Annotated in this window: 17 protein-coding genes; 6 read left to right on the top strand and 11 right to left on the bottom strand. The window is 63.8% G+C overall.

Annotation, left to right across the window (positions count from 1 at the left end):
* Window positions 1–53: 53 nt before the first annotated feature.
* From CAQU_RS00255 to CAQU_RS00240, 4 genes are all read right to left on the bottom strand, one after another.
* The gene (locus tag CAQU_RS00255) at window positions 54–1,403 is read right to left on the bottom strand and encodes an FAD-dependent oxidoreductase (protein WP_281247998.1); all 1,350 of its coding nucleotides are present in this window, start codon (window positions 1,401–1,403) and stop codon (window positions 54–56) included.
* Window positions 1,404–1,709: 306 nt separating this feature from the next.
* Window positions 1,710–3,338 carry a DUF885 domain-containing protein gene (locus CAQU_RS00250; RefSeq protein WP_211276122.1) on the bottom strand — a complete coding sequence of 543 codons (1,629 nt, stop codon included), beginning with the start codon at window positions 3,336–3,338 and terminating at the stop codon, window positions 1,710–1,712.
* Window positions 3,339–3,415: 77 nt separating this feature from the next.
* Window positions 3,416–3,724, bottom strand: coding sequence for a hypothetical protein (locus tag CAQU_RS00245; protein ID WP_075724210.1), 309 nt, complete (start codon window positions 3,722–3,724; stop codon window positions 3,416–3,418).
* 189 nt (window positions 3,725–3,913) lie between these two features.
* Window positions 3,914–4,957 (bottom strand): TIGR00730 family Rossman fold protein, encoded by a 1,044-nt coding sequence (locus CAQU_RS00240; protein ID WP_075724209.1) that lies wholly within the window; start codon window positions 4,955–4,957, stop codon window positions 3,914–3,916.
* A 224-nt stretch (window positions 4,958–5,181) separates the two neighbouring features.
* Here CAQU_RS00240 and CAQU_RS00235 point away from each other — a divergent pair, with 224 nt between their 5' ends.
* Window positions 5,182–6,648, top strand: a complete 1,467-nt coding sequence (locus CAQU_RS00235) for a phytoene desaturase family protein (protein ID WP_075724207.1) — start codon at window positions 5,182–5,184, stop codon at window positions 6,646–6,648.
* Window positions 6,649–6,658: 10 nt separating this feature from the next.
* On the opposite strand, the gene CAQU_RS00230 is transcribed toward CAQU_RS00235, so the two are convergent.
* From CAQU_RS00230 to amn, 3 genes are read right to left on the bottom strand one after another with little or no spacing between them, the layout of a single operon-like run.
* Window positions 6,659–7,174, bottom strand: coding sequence for a hypothetical protein (locus CAQU_RS00230; protein WP_075724205.1), 516 nt, complete (start codon window positions 7,172–7,174; stop codon window positions 6,659–6,661).
* 43 nt (window positions 7,175–7,217) lie between these two features.
* A complete protein-coding gene (locus CAQU_RS00225) occupies window positions 7,218–7,784 on the bottom strand; it encodes a gamma carbonic anhydrase family protein (RefSeq protein ID WP_075724203.1) in 567 nt (188 codons plus the stop codon).
* 53 nt (window positions 7,785–7,837) lie between these two features.
* Entirely contained in the window at window positions 7,838–9,217 is a 1,380-nt protein-coding gene (gene amn, locus CAQU_RS00220) for an AMP nucleosidase (protein ID WP_075724201.1), read from the bottom strand.
* Window positions 9,218–9,371: 154 nt separating this feature from the next.
* Here amn and CAQU_RS00215 point away from each other — a divergent pair, with 154 nt between their 5' ends.
* Window positions 9,372–10,799: a succinic semialdehyde dehydrogenase gene (locus tag CAQU_RS00215; protein WP_169836010.1), complete on the top strand. Its 1,428-nt coding sequence runs from the start codon at window positions 9,372–9,374 to the stop codon at window positions 10,797–10,799.
* Window positions 10,800–10,868: 69 nt separating this feature from the next.
* A complete protein-coding gene (locus CAQU_RS00210) occupies window positions 10,869–11,552 on the top strand; it encodes a thiamine phosphate synthase (RefSeq protein WP_075724197.1) in 684 nt (227 codons plus the stop codon).
* Between the two features lie 15 nt (window positions 11,553–11,567).
* Here the strand turns inward: CAQU_RS00210 and CAQU_RS00205 are convergent, their stop codons facing one another.
* The 3 genes from CAQU_RS00205 to thiS form a co-directional block, all read right to left on the bottom strand.
* Window positions 11,568–12,797 (bottom strand): HesA/MoeB/ThiF family protein, encoded by a 1,230-nt coding sequence (locus tag CAQU_RS00205; RefSeq protein WP_075724195.1) that lies wholly within the window; start codon window positions 12,795–12,797, stop codon window positions 11,568–11,570.
* On the bottom strand, window positions 12,794–13,597 hold the full coding sequence (locus tag CAQU_RS00200) for a thiazole synthase (RefSeq protein WP_075724193.1): 804 nt from the start codon (window positions 13,595–13,597) through the stop codon (window positions 12,794–12,796). Before CAQU_RS00200 ends, CAQU_RS00205 begins: the two co-directional genes overlap by 4 nt.
* Before the next feature lie 88 nt (window positions 13,598–13,685).
* Window positions 13,686–13,901: a sulfur carrier protein ThiS gene (thiS, locus tag CAQU_RS00195; protein ID WP_075724191.1), complete on the bottom strand. Its 216-nt coding sequence runs from the start codon at window positions 13,899–13,901 to the stop codon at window positions 13,686–13,688.
* Window positions 13,902–14,121: 220 nt separating this feature from the next.
* Here thiS and CAQU_RS12520 point away from each other — a divergent pair, with 220 nt between their 5' ends.
* Together CAQU_RS12520 and CAQU_RS12515 are read left to right on the top strand one after the other, a co-directional pair.
* Entirely contained in the window at window positions 14,122–14,439 is a 318-nt protein-coding gene (locus tag CAQU_RS12520; RefSeq protein WP_157108826.1) for a hypothetical protein, read from the top strand.
* A gap of 167 nt (window positions 14,440–14,606) precedes the next feature.
* Window positions 14,607–14,768 carry a hypothetical protein gene (locus tag CAQU_RS12515; RefSeq protein ID WP_169836009.1) on the top strand — a complete coding sequence of 54 codons (162 nt, stop codon included), beginning with the start codon at window positions 14,607–14,609 and terminating at the stop codon, window positions 14,766–14,768.
* A 64-nt stretch (window positions 14,769–14,832) separates the two neighbouring features.
* On the opposite strand, the gene thiO is transcribed toward CAQU_RS12515, so the two are convergent.
* On the bottom strand, window positions 14,833–15,942 hold the full coding sequence (gene thiO / locus CAQU_RS00185) for a glycine oxidase ThiO (RefSeq protein WP_075724187.1): 1,110 nt from the start codon (window positions 15,940–15,942) through the stop codon (window positions 14,833–14,835).
* Between the two features lie 229 nt (window positions 15,943–16,171).
* On the opposite strand from thiO, the gene CAQU_RS00180 reads away from it, so the two are divergent.
* The gene (locus CAQU_RS00180; RefSeq protein ID WP_075728176.1) at window positions 16,172–17,482 is read left to right on the top strand and encodes a cryptochrome/photolyase family protein; all 1,311 of its coding nucleotides are present in this window, start codon (window positions 16,172–16,174) and stop codon (window positions 17,480–17,482) included.
* Window positions 17,483–17,489: the final 7 nt, after the last annotated feature.

The following is a 17,489-nucleotide window of genomic DNA, read 5'->3' as shown; positions in this document are numbered from 1 at the left end:
AGACCCACATCCAGTGGATCGGCCGACGCTTGGGGAGAGGACGTCGCGGGACTTTAGCCCAGGGCGTTAAACACCTCGGAGGTCGCCGGGTGGGTGTAGATGCCCTCGGCAAGCTCGGTGGCGGTCACATCGTGGCGCATCGCTAGGGCAACGGTGTTGATGAGCTCCTGGGAGTCAATACAGAACAGGGTGGCGCCCAGGATCTTGTCGCTTTCCTTTTCCACGATCAGGCGGGCCATGCCCTCCGGCTGGCCGAGGATCTTCGGGCGCGGCAGGATCGGAACCTCGGCGATTTTCACCACGCGCTCCACGACCTCGCCGGCATCGATGCGCTCGGCAACATCCGCGCGGGAGACACCCACGGTGGACAGCGGCGGCTCGAGGAAGGTGGTGGTGGGGATGACGCGATCCTTGGTGGAGTGCAGCTTACCCACACCCCACTTGTCGGCCAGGATGATGCGGTGATCATCGAAGGAGATGTAGGTGAACTGGGGGCCACCGTTGACATCGCCGGCGGCGTACACGCCCTCGGCGGTGGTGCGCAAGTGCTCATCGACCTTCACCGCGCCCCGCTCATTAAGCTCAATGCCGGCTTCCTCCAGGCCAAGGCCGGCGGTGGCGGGCTTACGGCCAATGGCGACCAGTACCGCATCGGCGGTGACCTCACCACCCTCGTAGCGCACGGTGACTTGGTCAGCGTCCTCAACGAACTCGGTAACCTGGGCGCCGTTGATGAAGGTGACGCCACGCTTTTCCATCAGCTCGGCAGCCATAGCTGCCACGTCCTCATCAAAGCGGGCCAAGGGGCGATCCGCGGCATCCAGCACGGTCACCTGGGAACCAAAACCGCTGAACAGGGTGGCGAACTCCAGACCGATGGGGCCACCGCCAACGACAACGAGGTGCTGGGGGCGCTCGATCTGCTGGATCTGGGTGGAGTTGAAGATGCGCTCGCCATCGATGCCCGGAATCGGCGGCCACACCGGGGTGGCACCGGTGTTGATGATGATGGTCTCACCGCTGATCTTCAGCTCATCTTCCCCACCCGTGACCTGCACAGTGTGGGCGCCAACGAAGCGTGCCTCGCCCACGATGACGGTGACACCAGCATTGTCGGCCATGCCCTTGTTGGCGGCGTTCATCTTCTCAATCAGGGCGTTGCGGCGCTCAACGGCGGTCGCGAAACCCTGGTCCTTATCGCCGCCGACCAGCTCGAAGGCGGCCATCTCGGTCAGCAGCTTCTTGGTGGGCACGCAGCCAATGTTGATGCAGGTGCCGCCGAACATGCGGGGATCCCGCTCGATGAGGGCGACTTTGTCGCCGGCCTTGGCGCGCTTCATGGCGATGGTTTTGCCGGCCTTGCCGAAACCTACGACGACGACATCAAACTGCTGGGTACTCACTATCGGGTTCTCCTTGTGAAGTAAACAATGGGTGGTGGGTGTTCCTCCTGGCACAAGCACCACCCGGGGTGTTTTATTCCCACCCCTTAGCCACTCGTGCCGGGTTTTCGCCCCTGCCGCCTACCCCCAGCGCGACCACCACCTGCCCACATAATCCCCCATGAGCTGGGCAAACACCTTTTTCACCCCGCCATGCATACCGGGGGTAGATAAAAAGGTGTGAGTTCACCCGCACCCATGCGACACCCCGGCCACCCACGCCTGGTGTGTGCGGGGTGACCGGGGTGTGTCGGGGTCGAGCAAGACCTATCTGGTGGTGCCGATAACCACGTCGCGCAGGATGCCCATCGGCAAGGAGCCGGGGGCGAGGGCTTTCGCGTGGAAGGTTTTGGTATCCATTCCTAGGGCCTGGGCGTCGGCGCGCAGCTGCTGCCATAGGCGTTGCCCAAGCGCGTAGGAGGGCGCTTGGCCGGGCCAGCCGAAGTAGCGGTGCAGTTCGAAGCGGCGGTTGGCGGGCGCCATGGCCACGTTGTTGGCGAAGAAGTTATCCGCGTACTCATAGGTCCACTGCCCACCGTCGGGGTTGGTTTTGCCGAGGTGGACGCCGATGTCGATGAGGACGCGGGCGGCGCGCAGTCGCTGCGCGTCGAGCATGCCCATGCGGGTGCCGGGGTCTTCGTGGTAGCCAAGCTCATCCATGAGTGCTTCGGCATAAAGCGCCCAGCCTTCGCCGTGACCGGAATTCCAGCAGGCGAGTTTGCGCCACTTGTTGAGGGTGTCGGAGTTACACATGGTGGCACCGAGCTGCAGGTGGTGGCCGGGCACGCCTTCGTGGAAGACGGTGGTCAGTTCCTGCCAGGTGTGGAAGGTGTCTTCGCCCTTAGGCACCGACCACCACATGCGGCCGGGGCGGCTGAAGTCTTCACTGGGCGGGGTGTAGAAAATACCGCCGGTGCCGGCAGGGTCGATGAGGCATTCGATGGTTTTGATGCGCTCGTCGATGTCGAAGTGGGTGCCGCCCAAATCGGCGATGGCTTTATCGGCGGTTTCCTGCATCCAGGTTTTCAGCGCGTCAGTACCGAAAAGGGTGTAGCGCTCTTCCTCATCGAGGCGCTTCATCGCTCCCGCCGCGTCAACACCGTCGCCATAGAGATCGCGGGCGATGGCGTTTTGGGCGTTGGTGATTTCCTCCAGGCGGACGGTGGCCCACTCGTATGCCTCATCCAGGTCGACGGCCGCGCCGACGAACTGGCGGGAGAAGACTTGGTAGCGTTCGCGGCCGACGCCGTCCTGGGTGGGTGCTTTGGGAAGCAGCTCAGTTTCAAGCCAGGAGGCGAACTCGCCGAAAGCTTGCTGAGCGGCATCACCCTGGATCATGGAGTCCGCGCCGGTGAGGTCTTTGGCTTGGGTGATGACCTCCCGGATTTGGCGAGCCGGGGCGATGTGGCCGCGGGAGGCCGCCAGCAGCAGGGACTGCTGGTATCCATCGAGTGCGGCGGGGATTTTTTCGATGCGGGCGGCCAGGTTGTCTTGATCCTCCTGGGTCTCCGTCGGCATCAGCAGGAGGGTATCGCGAATGGATTGCAGGGGGCTTGCGATGTTGTTGAGGCAGCGCTCGTCCTCGCCCATCTCATGCAATTCGAGCTCAACCCCGAGCCTATCGACCAGTGCTGCTGCAGTGACCTGGTCAACCGCATCGCCTTCGCCGCTGTCCTGGTAGCTGCGCGCCAGGTCATACAGCTCCTTGGTGCGGGTGGCGAGGGTATCGAAGAATTCGGGGCTAAAGTTTTCAAGCTGGTCGTCAAAGCCCGGAATTCCGAAGGCTGTTGCCGCGGTGGGGGCAATGGCGCACAGGTCTGCGATGTAGTCGTCGCAGGCCTTGTCGAGCCGGCTGGGCTCACGCGCCGCGGTGGTGTTCTGGTTCACATCGGTCATGGTGTTCACTGTAATGCCGACAGCCCCACATTTTCATCCCCCACCCGCGCCCAGTGGTGGTTACTCACCGGCTAGGTTTAGCGCGCCGGTTCCCACGACGTGGACCCGATGCTGGTTTGCTCCACACCCACCGGGGTGAGCAGCAGGAACATCAACGCCATCACAATGGCCAAAACCACCCCGATGATGACGTAGACCACCCATTGCTTCTTCGCCGGCGCTATAGCGTTGCGCAGGCGATAGCCACCCCACACGGCGGCAAGCAGCGGCAGCGGAAACAGCGCATACAGTCCGGTCGCAAGCAGCAGCACGGCGATGGCGTACAGCAACCAGTCAAAAAAGCCCGGCCCGCGGGAGAAATATTCTGCCTTTTCAGCGGTGTGCATTGGATCAACCACCTTTGTTTCCCAGGGCGACTAGTGAAAGTAGCAACCAGTATAGAAGCTGTTGCACAGCACACACCACAAAAAATCCTTCGTGGGGAACCCACAGCACCCACTAGGCAGCACCCTAGCTTTTGCGACCACAAAAAGGGGGCTGTGCGGTGGGGCTAAACTGCCTTTAAAGGCGACGCCTTAGCTGACCGCGTCAGCCCACTTAGGCCCCGGCGCCCGCCAGTTTTCCAGCTGGGCAAACAAATCAGCCACAGAATCGGCAACGATGAGGGACTTTAAATACTTGTCCTGAATAAAGCCTTCCTCACCCATGCGGTAGAGGCACTTGACCAGCGGATCATAAAAGCCGGAGACGTTCAGAAACGCAATGGGGCTTTGATGGTGGTCGAGCTGCTGGCCGGTGAATACCTGGAAGAGTTCTTCCAGGGTGCCGATGCCGCCGGGCAGGACGATGAAGCCGTCGGCGAGGTCTTCCATGCGGGTTTTGCGCTCCGCCATGGTGTCGACGATTTCCAGCGTGGTGAGATCGGGGTGCGCCATTTCCTTGTCGACGAGCTGCTGCGGCATCACACCGGTCGCGGTGCCACCGGCCTCGATGATGGAAGTGCCCAAGGCGCCCATGAGGCCGACATTGCCTCCGCCGTAGACCAGTTCGATGCCGCGCTCGGCGAGCTCACGCCCAAGGTCCTGGGCGGCATCAACGTAATCACCGCGCGCGCCCTTGGCGCTGCCGCAGTACACCGCGACGCGGTGCAGGGGCTTGCGCAGGTGGATCACCATGTCTTCCGCTCCGGCGCGGGACTCAAAGCCCATCCGCGCGTACACGCGGCGGGCGGGGTGGTTTTCGTACACCGGCAGGATCAGACCGGGCAGGTTGTTTTCCCGGGCGGTGGTGAGCACCTTGTCGATCAGGGCGGTGCCCACACCCTGGCCCTGGTGCTTGGGAGACACGGAGGTCACCACGTCGGGCAGTGAGTTGTCGCGGGAGTAGGTCACCCAGGCGACGCCGGCGACGCCTTCTTCCGTGTCATCGTCGGCATTCTTACGGCACTCGGGGCCGCAGATGGCGACGAAGCCGAAGTCGCCGCGCTGAGGGTGGAAGCCGGTCAGGCTCTTGGCTTCCTGTTCGCTTAAGGGCAGCGAGTGCTCTTCGAGGTTTCGGGTGATGGCCTCGACGCGGATGTCGCTGTCGGCGCTTGTCATGGGGCGAAACTCTGGCGTCATGGTTTCTAGGGTAACTGCTTCGCGTGGGAGCTTTTCGTCGGGTGGGTGGTAGTGACATGGCTACTTGCTGCAGGTTTGCTCCATGCCTGCTGGCAGCAGCCATGTGTGCGCCGGTGAGCCAGCGCGCAAAGATCACCCGAGCGAGTCAGAGACGAAGTGGGCGGACATCGAGGACACCGCGCGGTCTTGTCCACGGTGCACTGCTTCTCCCTACAGTGGCTGTCATGAACAACTCCCCCACTGCTGTAAGCACCGGCTCAATAGGGCGGGTTCACGTGGTCGGCACCGGCCCCAACGGTCTGGTCGCAGCATTGGTCCTCGCACAGCACGGTTTCGACGTCACTGCCTACGAAACCGCAGACAGCCCCGGAGGGGGCTGCCGCTCCAGCAAATGGGTGGCTGATGAGTTTCCCCACGGAATCATCGTTGACGAATGCGCAGCCTTTCATCCAATGCTGGGCTACTCCCCTGCTTTCCGAGCCCTGTTCGATGCTGGTCTGAAGGTTGCCACCAGCACCCCAAACATTGCTTTAGCGCATCCACTGTCAGCAGAAAACGACGCGGCGGTCGCCCTATACAACGATCTTGAAACAACTGCCGCGCAGTTCGGCCACTACGCCAATAGGTGGAAGCGTCTTTTCCGTCCCTATGTCGCCGCGCCCGAGAAGACCGCAACGGTCGCACTGGGGGTGCCGCTTGCTGCTGCGATCAAGCACTCGGTGCTCGCCGCACCGATGGGGCTGCCAGCAACTATGACCGCCCGAGCACTCGGCTCCCTGGCTGCAGGCGCATTATTTGCGGGTCTAGCTGCGCATACTTTCGCGCCACTGCATCAGCTCCTGACCACTGGCCCCGCGCTAGTGCTCGGAGCATTAGGTCAGGCCGGCGGATGGCCCGTGATCACCGGCGGCAGTGGCGCCCTAGTGGACGCGCTCGTGGATGCTCTTGCCCACCATGGCGTACAAATCAGCACCAACCGCACGGTGAGTTCCCTCTCGGATCTTAGGCACTACCAGCCAGGCGATGCTGTGCTTCTTAGCACCACCCCGCAAGCCGCGGCACAAATCGCGGGCAGCACACGAACGTATGCGAACTACTCCTTCGGCCCCGGGGTGTGCCGCGTGGATTTTGCCATCCGAGGACACATCCCGTGGCGCGATGAGCGCCTGGCAAATGCAGGCACCATCCACCTCGGCGGGCGCGCAGCACACATCGCACACAGTGAACGCAGTATCTTTGGCTCCCCGCAGCACCCCGGGACAATGCCCCAGGAGCCATTTGTGCTGCTTGGACAGCAATACCTAGCCGACCCCACCCGCAGCGCAGGCAACATTCACCCGGTGTGGTCGTATGCGCACGTACCCCACGGTTTCACCGGAAACACGACCCGGCTTATCGCCGCACTCATCGAACGTTACGCACCGGGTTTCTCCTCCCAGGTGGTGGCCACCAGGGTGCGCACAGCACCCGGCATGCAGGCCTACAACCCCAACTATGTGGGCGGGGATATCGCCGGTGGGCGCAACAGTGTCCGGCAGCTCATCGCGCGGCCACGCCTGAACACACCGCATGATGTCGGCGTGCCGGGTGTGTTTCTCGCCAGCGCATCCGCGGCCCCCGGTGGCGGAGTGCATGGGATGGCCGGATACCTAGCCGCACAGCGGGCAATGGAGTTTTTACACAGTAGTTAAAAAGCAGAGCCTATGCCCGGGCACGCAGCTTACTCAGGGCGAACACCACCGCGCCCACCACCGCAGCACCCACAACGCCGCCAATGTAGGCGAACCCGACACCGACACCCTCCTGGGCGGTCACACCGAAGCTTCCGGCGAGACTCATTGCGGTGGCACACCCCGCAGCAATCAGCGCCGCAAACGCCACCACCTCCCGCAGGCTGCGGGAATGCAGGACATTGAGCACGATCGTTCCCACCACCAAGGTGATACCGCAGCCGGCTACCTGCCAGGCAGGAAAAACAGCCGGTGGGCCGTAGTGAAGCAACTCCTCAAAGCCATTGGTGGTGTTCCAAGACAACCACCCCACGAAAGACACCAATCCTAAAAGATAGGCCAGAAGTCCCGGCGCGCCCTGCCATGGTGCGCGCTGAGCACGGGGACGGCTGGGTTGGTATGACACTGCGGCGAGCAGGATCGCGGTGGGGATGGCTGCGGAAATGAGGGTCATCCACAGGAATCGGCCGAGGTGAAAATAGTCCACGCTGACTGGGGCTCCTTGTGCCTTTGGGGTGTGTTTGTGGGTTTTAGTGTTGTGCGTGGTTTGGGTCGCGCAGTTGGGCGATTTGTTCTCGGTGTGCGCGGGCGGTGTCTACGTAGCGGCCGGCGTGTGGGATGAAGGATCCGGATTGTTCGTCGGATAGTTCGCGGCGCACTTTGGCGGGCACGCCTGCGGCGAGGGATTTGTCGGGGATTTCTTGGCCTTCGAGTACGACTGCTCCGGCGGCGATGAGGGAGCCTTTGCCGACGACTGAGTGGGACAGGCAGGTGGCTTTCATGCCGACGAGGGTGCCGTCGCCGATGGTGGTGCCGTGGAGTAGGGCCATGTGGCCGACGGTGACGTCGTTGCCGATGGTGCAGGGGGCGTCGGCGTCGACGTGCATGGTGGAGTTGTCTTGGATGTTGCTGCGCTCGCCGATGCGGATGGGGCCGATATCGCCGCGGAGGACGCATCCGTAGAACACGGAGGAGTCTGCTCCGATTTCTACGTCGCCGATGATGGTGGCTCCGGGCGCGATGAAGGCGGTGGGGTGGATTTTGGGGGTTTTTCCGTTGATGGGGATGATGATGGGTTCGGGGATGTGTGCGTTCATGGTTCCCATTATGGGGGGTTGTGGTGTGGGGTGGGTGGGGTTTTGGTGGTTGTTTAGCGGAAGGGGACTTCGCCGATGGTGCGGCGGAGTTTGCGGGTGTGGAGTTTGTGGGGTTTGGCGGCGAGTGCTTCGACGGCGGTGATGGCGCACATGACGTGTGCTTGTTTGGAGGAGGCGTAGAAGGCTTGGGCGCCGGCGGGGAGTTTGGGGACGTTGTGTAGGGGCAGGTCGGAGACGGACAGGAGGGTGCCGTAGGGGACGCGGTAGCGGTAGCCGTTGGCGGCGAGGGTGGCGGATTCCATGTCGACGGCGACGGCGGTGGAGCCGCGGAGGAGTTGCCAGAGGTTTTTGTCGGTGTGCCATTCCCAGTTGCGGTCGTCGGTGCTCATGACGGTGCCGGTGCGCATGAGTTCGTTGTTTTTGCCGTAGACCTTGGCGACGGCTTTTTCGAGGGCGCGTTGGACTTCGGGGATGGCGGGGATGGGGATGTGGTGGCCGATGCGTTCGTCGAGGATGTGGTCTTTGCGTTGGTAGGCGTTGCCGAGGATGAGGTCGCCGATGCGCATGCGGCCGTCGAGGCCGGCGCAGTGGCCGATCATGATCCAGCATTCGGGGCGGAGGACGGCGAGGCAGTCGGTGATGGTTTTGGCGTTGGAGGGGCCGACGCCGATGTTGATGATGGTGACGCCGTTGTTGTTGTCGGCGACGAGGTCGTAGCGGGGCATTTGGTAGTTGCCGGCGGCGGAGACGAAGTCGGTGTAGCGGGAGGATTCGTCGTCGACGGCGCTGCGGCCGAAGTTTTCGAACTCTTCCATGTGCATGGGGTAGTTCGTGAACAGGATGTAGCGTTGGACGGTGTCGACGGAAAGGCCGGTGTAGTGTTCGATGCGTTTGCAGCCGATGTCGAAGCGTTGGGGTGAGAATTGTACGAGGGGGCTGCTGTCGCCGTGGAAGGCGTCCCATTCGCCGTCGATGATGGCGTCGTCGACGTCGTCGAGGCTGGGGCGGGGTAGTCCTGCGGGGCGTTGGGGTAGGGCCGGCATGTTGTCGATGTATTCCGGCGGGATCTGGACGTCGGAGGGGCCGACGCTGATGGTGCAGGGGTAGTTGTTGGCGAGTCGGGTGAGTTGGTCGTTCAGGTAGGCCCGCATCATGGTGGGCCGGGAGAGGACGGCTGAGTATTCGCCGGCGTGGTCGACGTAGCCGAAGGGTTCGGTGCGGTCGATGGGTTGCCAGGAGGTGATGTTGACGCTGATTTTGGGGTAGACGACGGTGTCGTATCCGGGGACGCCGCCGGAGACGTCGTCGTCGGTGGGGTGGGGGTTGTTTCCGACGCGGGTGAGGAGTTCGCGGGCGGTGGTGCACGCGTGTTCGTAGAGTTCGCTGAGGTAGTCGACGGCCTGGGTGGGGGTGAGGTCGGTTCGCCATTGCATGTTTGCCACCCTAGTGGTGCCAGGGGGTGCTGGGGTGGCACCTATTGTTGGTGCGCTGGGGGTTTTGGTGGTTTTTCGGTGGTGTGGGGATGTGTGCGGGTGGTGTGCGGTGGTGTCTGGGGGTTTCCAGGTGGGCTGGTGTCATGATGGGGGTATGACTGATTCACCTGTGGATTGTTCGGATGTGTCTGGCGCTGCTTGTTTGTCGCAGGTGTCGGAGGCGTTTTCTTCGGCGCGGGCTGCGCAGCGGCGGTGGGCGGGGTTGAGTGTGCAGCAGCGGGCTCGGGTGGTGCGTGGGGTGGGGGCTGCGGTGTTGGATCATCGCGATGAGTTGGTGGAGGTGATTTGTCGCGAGACTGGCAAGACGCGGGCGGATGCTTTCGCTGAGGTGATGGATGTGGCGACGACGGCCGAGTTTTATGGGCGGCGGGGGCGTAAGGTGTTGGCGGGTAGGAGGGTCGCGGGTGCGTTGCCGGTGTTGACGCGGGCGCGGGTGGATTATGTGCCGGTGGGCGTGGTGGGAATCATTTCGCCGTGGAATTATCCGTTGTCGTTGGTGGTCTCTGATGCTTTGCCGGCGCTGGTGGCGGGTAATGCGGTGGTGTTGAAGCCGGATACCCAGGTGGAGGAGACGGCGCGGTTGGCGGTGAGGATTCTGGTGGATGCTGGGGTGGATCCGGAGTTGTTCCAGCTGGTGTGTGGTCCGGGTGAGACGGTGGGCCAGCAGGTGGCGGCGCAGTGTGATTTTTTGATGTTTACGGGGTCGACGGCCACGGGCCGGTTGTTGGCCAGCCAGGCCGGTGAGCGCCTGATTGGTTTCTCAGGGGAGCTGGGTGGCAAGAATCCGATGATTGTGGACACCAGTGCGTCGCTGGTGCGTGCTGCGCGTGGTGCGGTGGATGCTTGCTTTAGTAACGCGGGTCAGCTGTGTGTGGCGGTGGAGCGCATTGTGGTGGTCGAGGATGCTGAGCATCCGGGCCGGTTGGAGCAGTTTTGTGCCTTGTTTGCTGAGGCGATTGCGGCGCGCGGTGATGTGGGAATCCAGATTTCCCGAGAGCATGCCGACCGGGTGAAGGAGTTCATTGATGATGCGGTGGACCGTGGCGCGACGGTGGTCACCGGTGGCACGGTTGAGGGCCGGCTGGTGGCGCCGACGGTGTTGACGGGGGTGGATGAGTCCGCGCGGCTGTACCGGGAGGAGGTGTTCGGCCCGGTGGCGTATGTGTGCGCGGCTGGTTGTGTGGAGGAGGCCATCGAGTGGGCTAACGATACGAACTATGGGCTCAATGCCAGTGTGTGGGCATCCCCGCGGCGGGGCGAGGAGATTGCGAGCCGGCTGCAGGCCGGCACCGTCAACGTCAACGAGGGATATGCGGCAGGCTGGGCGTCTCTTGGTGGCACGATGGGCGGGATGAAGGCCTCGGGGATGGGGCGTCGCCACGGGGAGCAGGGCTTGCTGAAGTTCACCGAGCCCCGCACGGTCGCCACCCAGCGGGTTTTGCCGATTGGGTGGTTGACCTGGCACCCGAAGATCGCCACGGTTGCCTTGCGGATCATGGCGAAGGTGCCGTTTGTTCACTAGGCGCAGCCGGTTCGGGTCGTGGTCCTCATACGCCGTACAGGCGGGTGTGCTTCCCTTTAGACTGGCACCATGTCTGATACCGCACCTGTTTCCCGCGCGAAAGCCAACTACCGCCTGTACCTGGTCACCAGTGGCCACGATCAGCACACTGTGGATGTCGCCGCCCAGGTTGCTGCGGCGGGTGCCGGGGTGGTGCAGGTGCGCGCCAAGGACATCACCACCCGCGAGCTGCTGGCGTTGACTAAGGATGTGTTGGCGGCGGTGCGGGAGGCGAACCCGGCGACTGCTGTGGTGGTTGATGATCGGGCGGATGTGGCCCTTGCGGCCGGCGCAGATGGGGTGCACTTGGGTCAGGATGATTTGCCGCCGAGTGTTGCCCGGCAAATGTTGGGCCCGGATGCGATTATTGGGCTAACCACCGGCACCCTGGAATTGGTGCAGCAGGCGCAGGCTTTTCATACGGATAATCCTGGGGTGCTGGACTATATCGGCGCCGGGCCTTTCCGCCCCACACCCACGAAGGATTCCGGCCGGCAGCCGTTGTGGGTGGATGGTTATCCGCCGCTGGTGGCGGCCACCAGTTTGCCGATCGTTGCCATTGGTGATGTCACCGTCGAGGACGTGGCTGATCTTTCGGCCACTGGTATTGCTGGGGTGGCGATGGTGCGGTGTTTGATGAACGCGGATGATCCTCACACGGAGGCATCCCGGGCGCTTGCGCTGTGGCGTGGCCGCGCCTACCGCGACTACTAGTTGACTACTAGTTTTTTAGCCGCCGATTCCGCCGACAAGGCTGCGGGCAGAGATGCCCAGTGCTTCGGTTTGTTCGGTTAGTGCGGTCAGTGCTTGGGTGCTGCGCACCCCGCTTGCGCAGTACAGCACCAGCAGCGGCTGCTGGCCTGCCGGGCAGGCTGCTGTGTCACCGCGGGGGGTTTCGACGCCGACGATGCCGGCTAGGTCCTGGGCGCCGGTGTGCAATAGCTCATCGAGGGGGCAGTGCACCTCCCGGATGGGGGTGGTGCTGTTTGCCCGGCGGGCGGCGGTGGTGGCCAGTGCCGCGAAGGCTGGTTGGTCGAGCAGGCTGCCGGTGGCGCGTTCCTCCGGGGTGCGCACGTCAAGCAGGATGAGTGGTTGTTTGGGGTGGTCGTGGGCGTGGGTGTAGAGCTCGTCCGCGGTGATGGTGTCGTGGGTGTGGTGGGCTGCCAGGTCGGTGGCGGGCTGGCGGTTGTCGTCCGCGGCGACGGCAAGGGTGCGGGTGGAGTTGTCGAGGGCGTTGTAGATCAGCAGGGTGTTGTTCAGTGGTTCTGCGATGCCGGTGATGAGTTTGATGGCTTCCATGGCCATCATGTTTCCAACTACACCGGTGGCGGCGCCGAGGACTCCGGCTTCGGCGCAACTGGGGACTTGGCCGGGGCTGGGTGGTTCGGGGTAGATGTCGCGCAGGTGGGCGTGGCCGGGGCTGAACACGGCCAGTTGTGCTTGGTACTGGAGGATGGCGGCCCACACGAGGGGGGTGTGGGTGATTTCGGCGGCATCCGCTATCAGGTAGCGGGTGGCGAAGTTGTCGGTGGCGTCGATGACGACGTCGTGGGTGTAGAGCAGTTCGGTGGCGTTGCTGGCGTCCAGCCGGGGTCCGCAGGTGATGGCGGTGGGGCCAAGTCCTGCCAGGGCGCGGGCGGCGGCTTTGGCTTTGGGGGTGCCGATGTCGCTTTCGCGGTAGAGGGTTTGGCGGTGCAGGTTTGATAGGGAGACGGTGTCGTGGTCGCACAAGGTGATCCGCCCAACACCTGCGGCGACGAGGGCGGTGGCGGCGGGGCAGCCCAGCCCGCCGGCACCAACGATGAGGATGTTGGCGTGGGCGAGTTTGCGCTGGGCGTGGTCGTCGAACCCGGGGAGGTTGCGTTGGCGGGCGGTGCGGGCGAGTTCGCGCTCGCTTAAGGTGTCGGGTTCTGGTTGTGGCCAGGGTGTTCCGGCGAGGTGGTTGGGGGTTTCCGTCATAGGACCTGGTCTTTCCAGGCGCGCCCCTCCATGGGTGAGGAGGCTTGGGCGTGGGTGCGGGTGGGGATGCGGCCGGCGTGGTGGGCGTAGTGTCCGGCGATGATGGCGTGTTTCATGGCGTGGGCCATGGCGACGGGATCTTCGGCGCGAGTGACAGCGCTGGCCAGCAGGACCCCGTCGACGCCCAGTTCCATGGCGTGGGCGGCGTCGGAGGCGGTGCCGATGCCGGCATCGACGATGACGGGAATGTGGTGGCGGGCGGATTCGGCGACAATCAGTTCGATGTTGTGGGGGTTGAGGATGCCCAGTCCGGTGCCGATGGGGGAGGCGCCGGGCATGACGGCGACGGCGCCGGCGCTGATCAGGCGGCGGGCGACGATGGGGTCATCGTTGGTGTAGGCCAGCACGTTCATGCCGGTGGCGGACAGCTCATCACAGGCTTTGAGCAGCTCTGTGGTGTCGGGCAGCAGGGTGTCGTCGTCGGCGATGATTTCGAGTTTCACCCAGTCGGTTTGTAAGGCCTCGGCGGCCATCTGAGCGGTGAGCACGGCGTCGCGGGCGGTGTGGCAGCCGGCGGTGTTGGGCAGGATGTGGACGCCTAGGTCGCGCAGCATGGCGTAGAGGTCTTTGCCGCCCGGCGCGCCGGTGGTGTAGCGGCGCATAGCGACGGTGGCGACCTGCGCTTCACAGGCGCGCAAGGCTTGTTCCATGGAGTCGACGCTGCTCATGCCGCCGGTGCCGAGCAGGAGTCGTGAGGTCAGGGTGCGGCCTGCCAGGTGGAAGGTGTCGTGGTGTGCCATGGCGTTGGGTGCTTTTCGTGGGGTGGGATGCGAAAGAAGGGGTGTGGAACGTGCTGTGTGCTGTGTGCTGTGTGCTGTGGGGTGGGTTTTAGCCGCCTTGGACGGCGGTGAGCACTTCGATGGTGTCGCCGTCGGCGAGGGGTTGATCCCATGTTGAGCGGACGACGACGTGGTTGTTGACGGCGATGGCGACACCTTGGGGGTTGTCGGTTCCGGTGACTCGGGCGACGATGTCAGCGACGGTGCAGGCGGGGAGGGTGGTGGTCTCGCCGTGCAGTGTGACGGTGATGGTGGGGGTCGTCATCTACGGTTCCTTTGGGCAGCTGTGGTGGGAAAAGCGGGTGCGCGTTTTCGTGTGGCGGTGTGCGCCGGTGTTTTATGCTCTTTTCACACTAGTGAAAATCCCGGTGACTAGTGGTTGGAAATCAATGGCGAATATCTTCCTCGCGCAGCCTTGTGCGTGGCGGGTGGTGTCGCTTCAGGTACTGGGGTGTGGAAAGACGAGTTACAGGAAAGGTGTAGTGATGGCTGGTCATCGTGAGCCGGTGTCGTGGCGGGAGCAGCTGCGCGCGAGCCTGAAGCAGACTGCGGATCCGGATGCGACGATTCGTTTCGGCGTGGGCATGGGGGTGCTGTTTTTTGTGCTGAATTCTTTCCGAGACGAGGTGGGGTTGGTTTTGAATCTGGGGTTGTCGTTGTCGCTGGTTGCGGTGTTTGGGATTTATGGGTTGGCGGCCCGGAATCCGGGTGGGCGGCCGCGTTATGTGCGGGGTGTGGTGGCTGCGGCCGTGTTGATCGGGGTGTTGGCGGCCGCGTTGGCGCTGGTGGGCCAGTTTTTCTAGCCGCTGGATTCACGCCTTAAAACGGCCACGGGGTACGCACAGTGCACTTATGCTGTTGAATATCGTGGCCGCTTGGGGTGTGCCCGCCGGCAGCTCGAGAAGTGTTGCGGCGTGCGAAGGCCCCTGAGGTAGCTAGTTCCGTCGGACATTTCTGTTAGGAGTGCGTGATGTTTTCGAATATGTCTTTCGGCGAGTTGGTGGCGATGCTGCCTGTTGTCGCCGTGTTTGTCGCCGTGATTGCCATGGTGGTGTACGTCATTAAGGCGTTGGGTGATGTGCGCCGGGACGTGCGCGAGGTGAAGGCGTTGTTGGAGCGTCAGCAGCGCTAGCTCCTGGATCACTTTCGGCGACTGCCCACAGTGTGTGCCAGCCGCCTGTGCAGCGCGGGCTCGGTTAGGGCTGGATGTCGAGCCGGTCGTTGGAGCCGGAAGCCTGTTGGTTGCGGTCGGGGTGGATTGTGGCCAGCACGTCTGGGGTGGCAATCCGGTCTTCTTCCCCGAGGGCGAACGCTGCGGTGAGTGCGCCGCCCCAGGCGGCCAGCAGGATGCCGTGGCGGAAGTATCCGGTGGAGATGATCGCACCAGTGTCCTCGTCGCGGCCGATCAGTGGCAGGTCGTCGGGGGTGCCGGGGCGGGCGCCGCAGGTGGTTTCCACGATGTCGCAGTCGCGGATCATCGGCACCATCTGCGCGGCATCGCGCAAAAGGTCGAGGACGCCACCGGCTTGAGGTTCGGGGCGTTGATCTTCCCGGGAGGTGGCGCCGACCACGATGGTGCCGTCGGCGCGGGGGACGATGTAGACGGGGCGGCCGGTGATGTAGCCGCGCACGACGTGGTTAAGCAGTGGTTGCTCGCCGAAGCCTGTGGGGCTTTTGAGTCGCATGATGTCGCCGTAGACGGGGCGCAGCGGCAGCCGGGGGAAGAAGTCGCGGGCACCTAGTCCGGCGCACACGATGGTGGTGGGTCCGAGATCCTCGCGGGTGGCGGTGCGCTGCTCAAAGGGGATGCCCATGGTGGTCAGCGCGTCGATGAGCGCGGTGCAGAACACCCGGGGGTCGATCTGGTGGTCGCCGGCGATGCGCAGGGCGCCGCAGATGGTGGGGCTAAGCGCCGATTCGAGATCGCGGGCGGCGTCGATGCTTAAGCGTTCGACGGGGTGGCCGTGTTTTTCCTGGTAGGCGGCCAGCTGCATGAGGTGGCGGCGGTCGGCGGGATCGCCCGCGATGATGAGGGTGCCTTCGGTGCGGTGCGCGGTAGGCAGCTCGGTGTGGGCTGAGACGCGCTGGAGCAGGTCCGGGTAGCGGGCGGCGGAGTCGTCCATGAGCCCGAATAGGGCATCTTGTTGGTAGACCATCTCGGCCGTCGGCGCGAGCATTCCGGCGGCATGGAAACTGGCACCACTGATAGGGTGGGGGTCGATGACGCGGACGCGGTGGCCTTTATCGGCGAGTTCGAAGGCGGTGACGAGTCCGACGATGCCGGCGCCAATGACTGTGTACGTCAACGGGTGCTCCCAACGGGTGTGTGGTGGTGTGGGGTGTGGACGATCGCTGCAGTGCGCGCGCATGGATGCGGCGCGCTGTTGCGATGAGTCTCCAATAACGCCAACAGTACAACGCGTGGCTGGTGTGGTTGCCAGGATTCCGGGAGATGGTTGCGCTGCGCTCGTGTGGGCTACCCAACAACCTTTTGGTATTACCTTTTGGGTCTGTGGTGATGGAATGATGGGCACCATGACTTCACCCAGCGACACCGCATCCACCTGCACCCCGGACACCACGGTCACCTGGCTGCGCAACGACCTGCGCGCCTTCGACCACCCGGCACTGGAGATCTCCCGCGCTGGGCGGACCGCCATCTACATCCACCCCACCCACGCCAGCCCCGCCCGGCGCGCCCTATTAGATCAGACCGTGAAGGAGCTGCGCGGCCAGCTGGATCTCACAGTGGTTGACGCCCCCACCGAGGACGAGGTCGCCGACCGCTGGGCCACCACCGCTAAGATTTTGCGCGATTTCGCCCGCGCCAAGGGCGCTGACACCATCACGGTGTCCGCCGATTTCACCCCGCGGGGCCTGGCCCGCGACAAGGTCGTCGCGCAAACGCTGGCCGCCGACGGGATCACCTTGACGGCCATCGGTACCGCCTACGCGGTACCGCCGGGAACGTTGCTGACCGGCAAGGGGGAAAACTATAAGGTCTTCACCCCGTTTTATAACGCCTGGTCGGCCTGCGGGGCAGATGCGCCAAGCAGCAGGCCGCAGGATTGTTCCGCGTGGCGGCACTGGGAAAGCTTCCGCACCGAGCGCCTCGAGGGCTACAAGGACAACCGGGATATCCCCGCCATCGACGGCACCAGCCGCATCAGCGCCTACCTGGCCATCGGGGCCCTGCACCCGCGCAGCTTGCTGGCCAGCCTGGCCGACACCCCGGATGCTGTGGCCAGCGCCGAGGATCGCACCGCCTTCGCCCGGGAGCTGGCGTTTCGGGAGTTTTACGCCGATTTCGTCTACCACCGGCCCGAGACCACCCGCGAAGACGTCAATCCCCGGTTTGCTGCCTTTAGGTGGAACACCCCCGGCGATGATTTAGAGGTCTGGAAGCAAGGCATGACGGGCTTTCCCATCGTCGACGCCGGCATGCGGCAGCTTAAAGAAACCGGCTGGATGCACAACCGGGTGCGCATGCTGGTGGCCAGCTTTTTGACCAAGGACCTGCACCTGCCGTGGCAGGTCGGGGCGCAACATTTCAAAAACCTCCTGGTCGACTACGACCCCGCCATCAACCAGCACTCCTGGCAATGGTGCGCCGGCACCGGCACCGACGCCTCCCCCTACTTCCGCATCTTCAACCCCATGACCCAGGGCAAAAAATTCGACCCGGACGCCACCTACATCAAACGCTGGGTTCCAGAACTTTCCCACACCCCCGCCGCAGACATCCACGCCCTGCGCAACCTGCCGGCCGCCTACCCGCGGCCCATGGTCGACCACGCCGAAGAACGCACGGTAGCGCTGGCGCGCTACGAGGAGGTCAAAGGCTAGTTGCCGT

It is taken from the genome of Corynebacterium aquilae DSM 44791 (assembly GCF_001941445.1).
Classification (GTDB): Bacteria; Actinomycetota; Actinomycetes; order Mycobacteriales; family Mycobacteriaceae; genus Corynebacterium; species Corynebacterium aquilae.
Note: the sequence above shows the minus strand (reverse complement) of the source record. Positions and strands in the feature narration are given on the sequence as shown.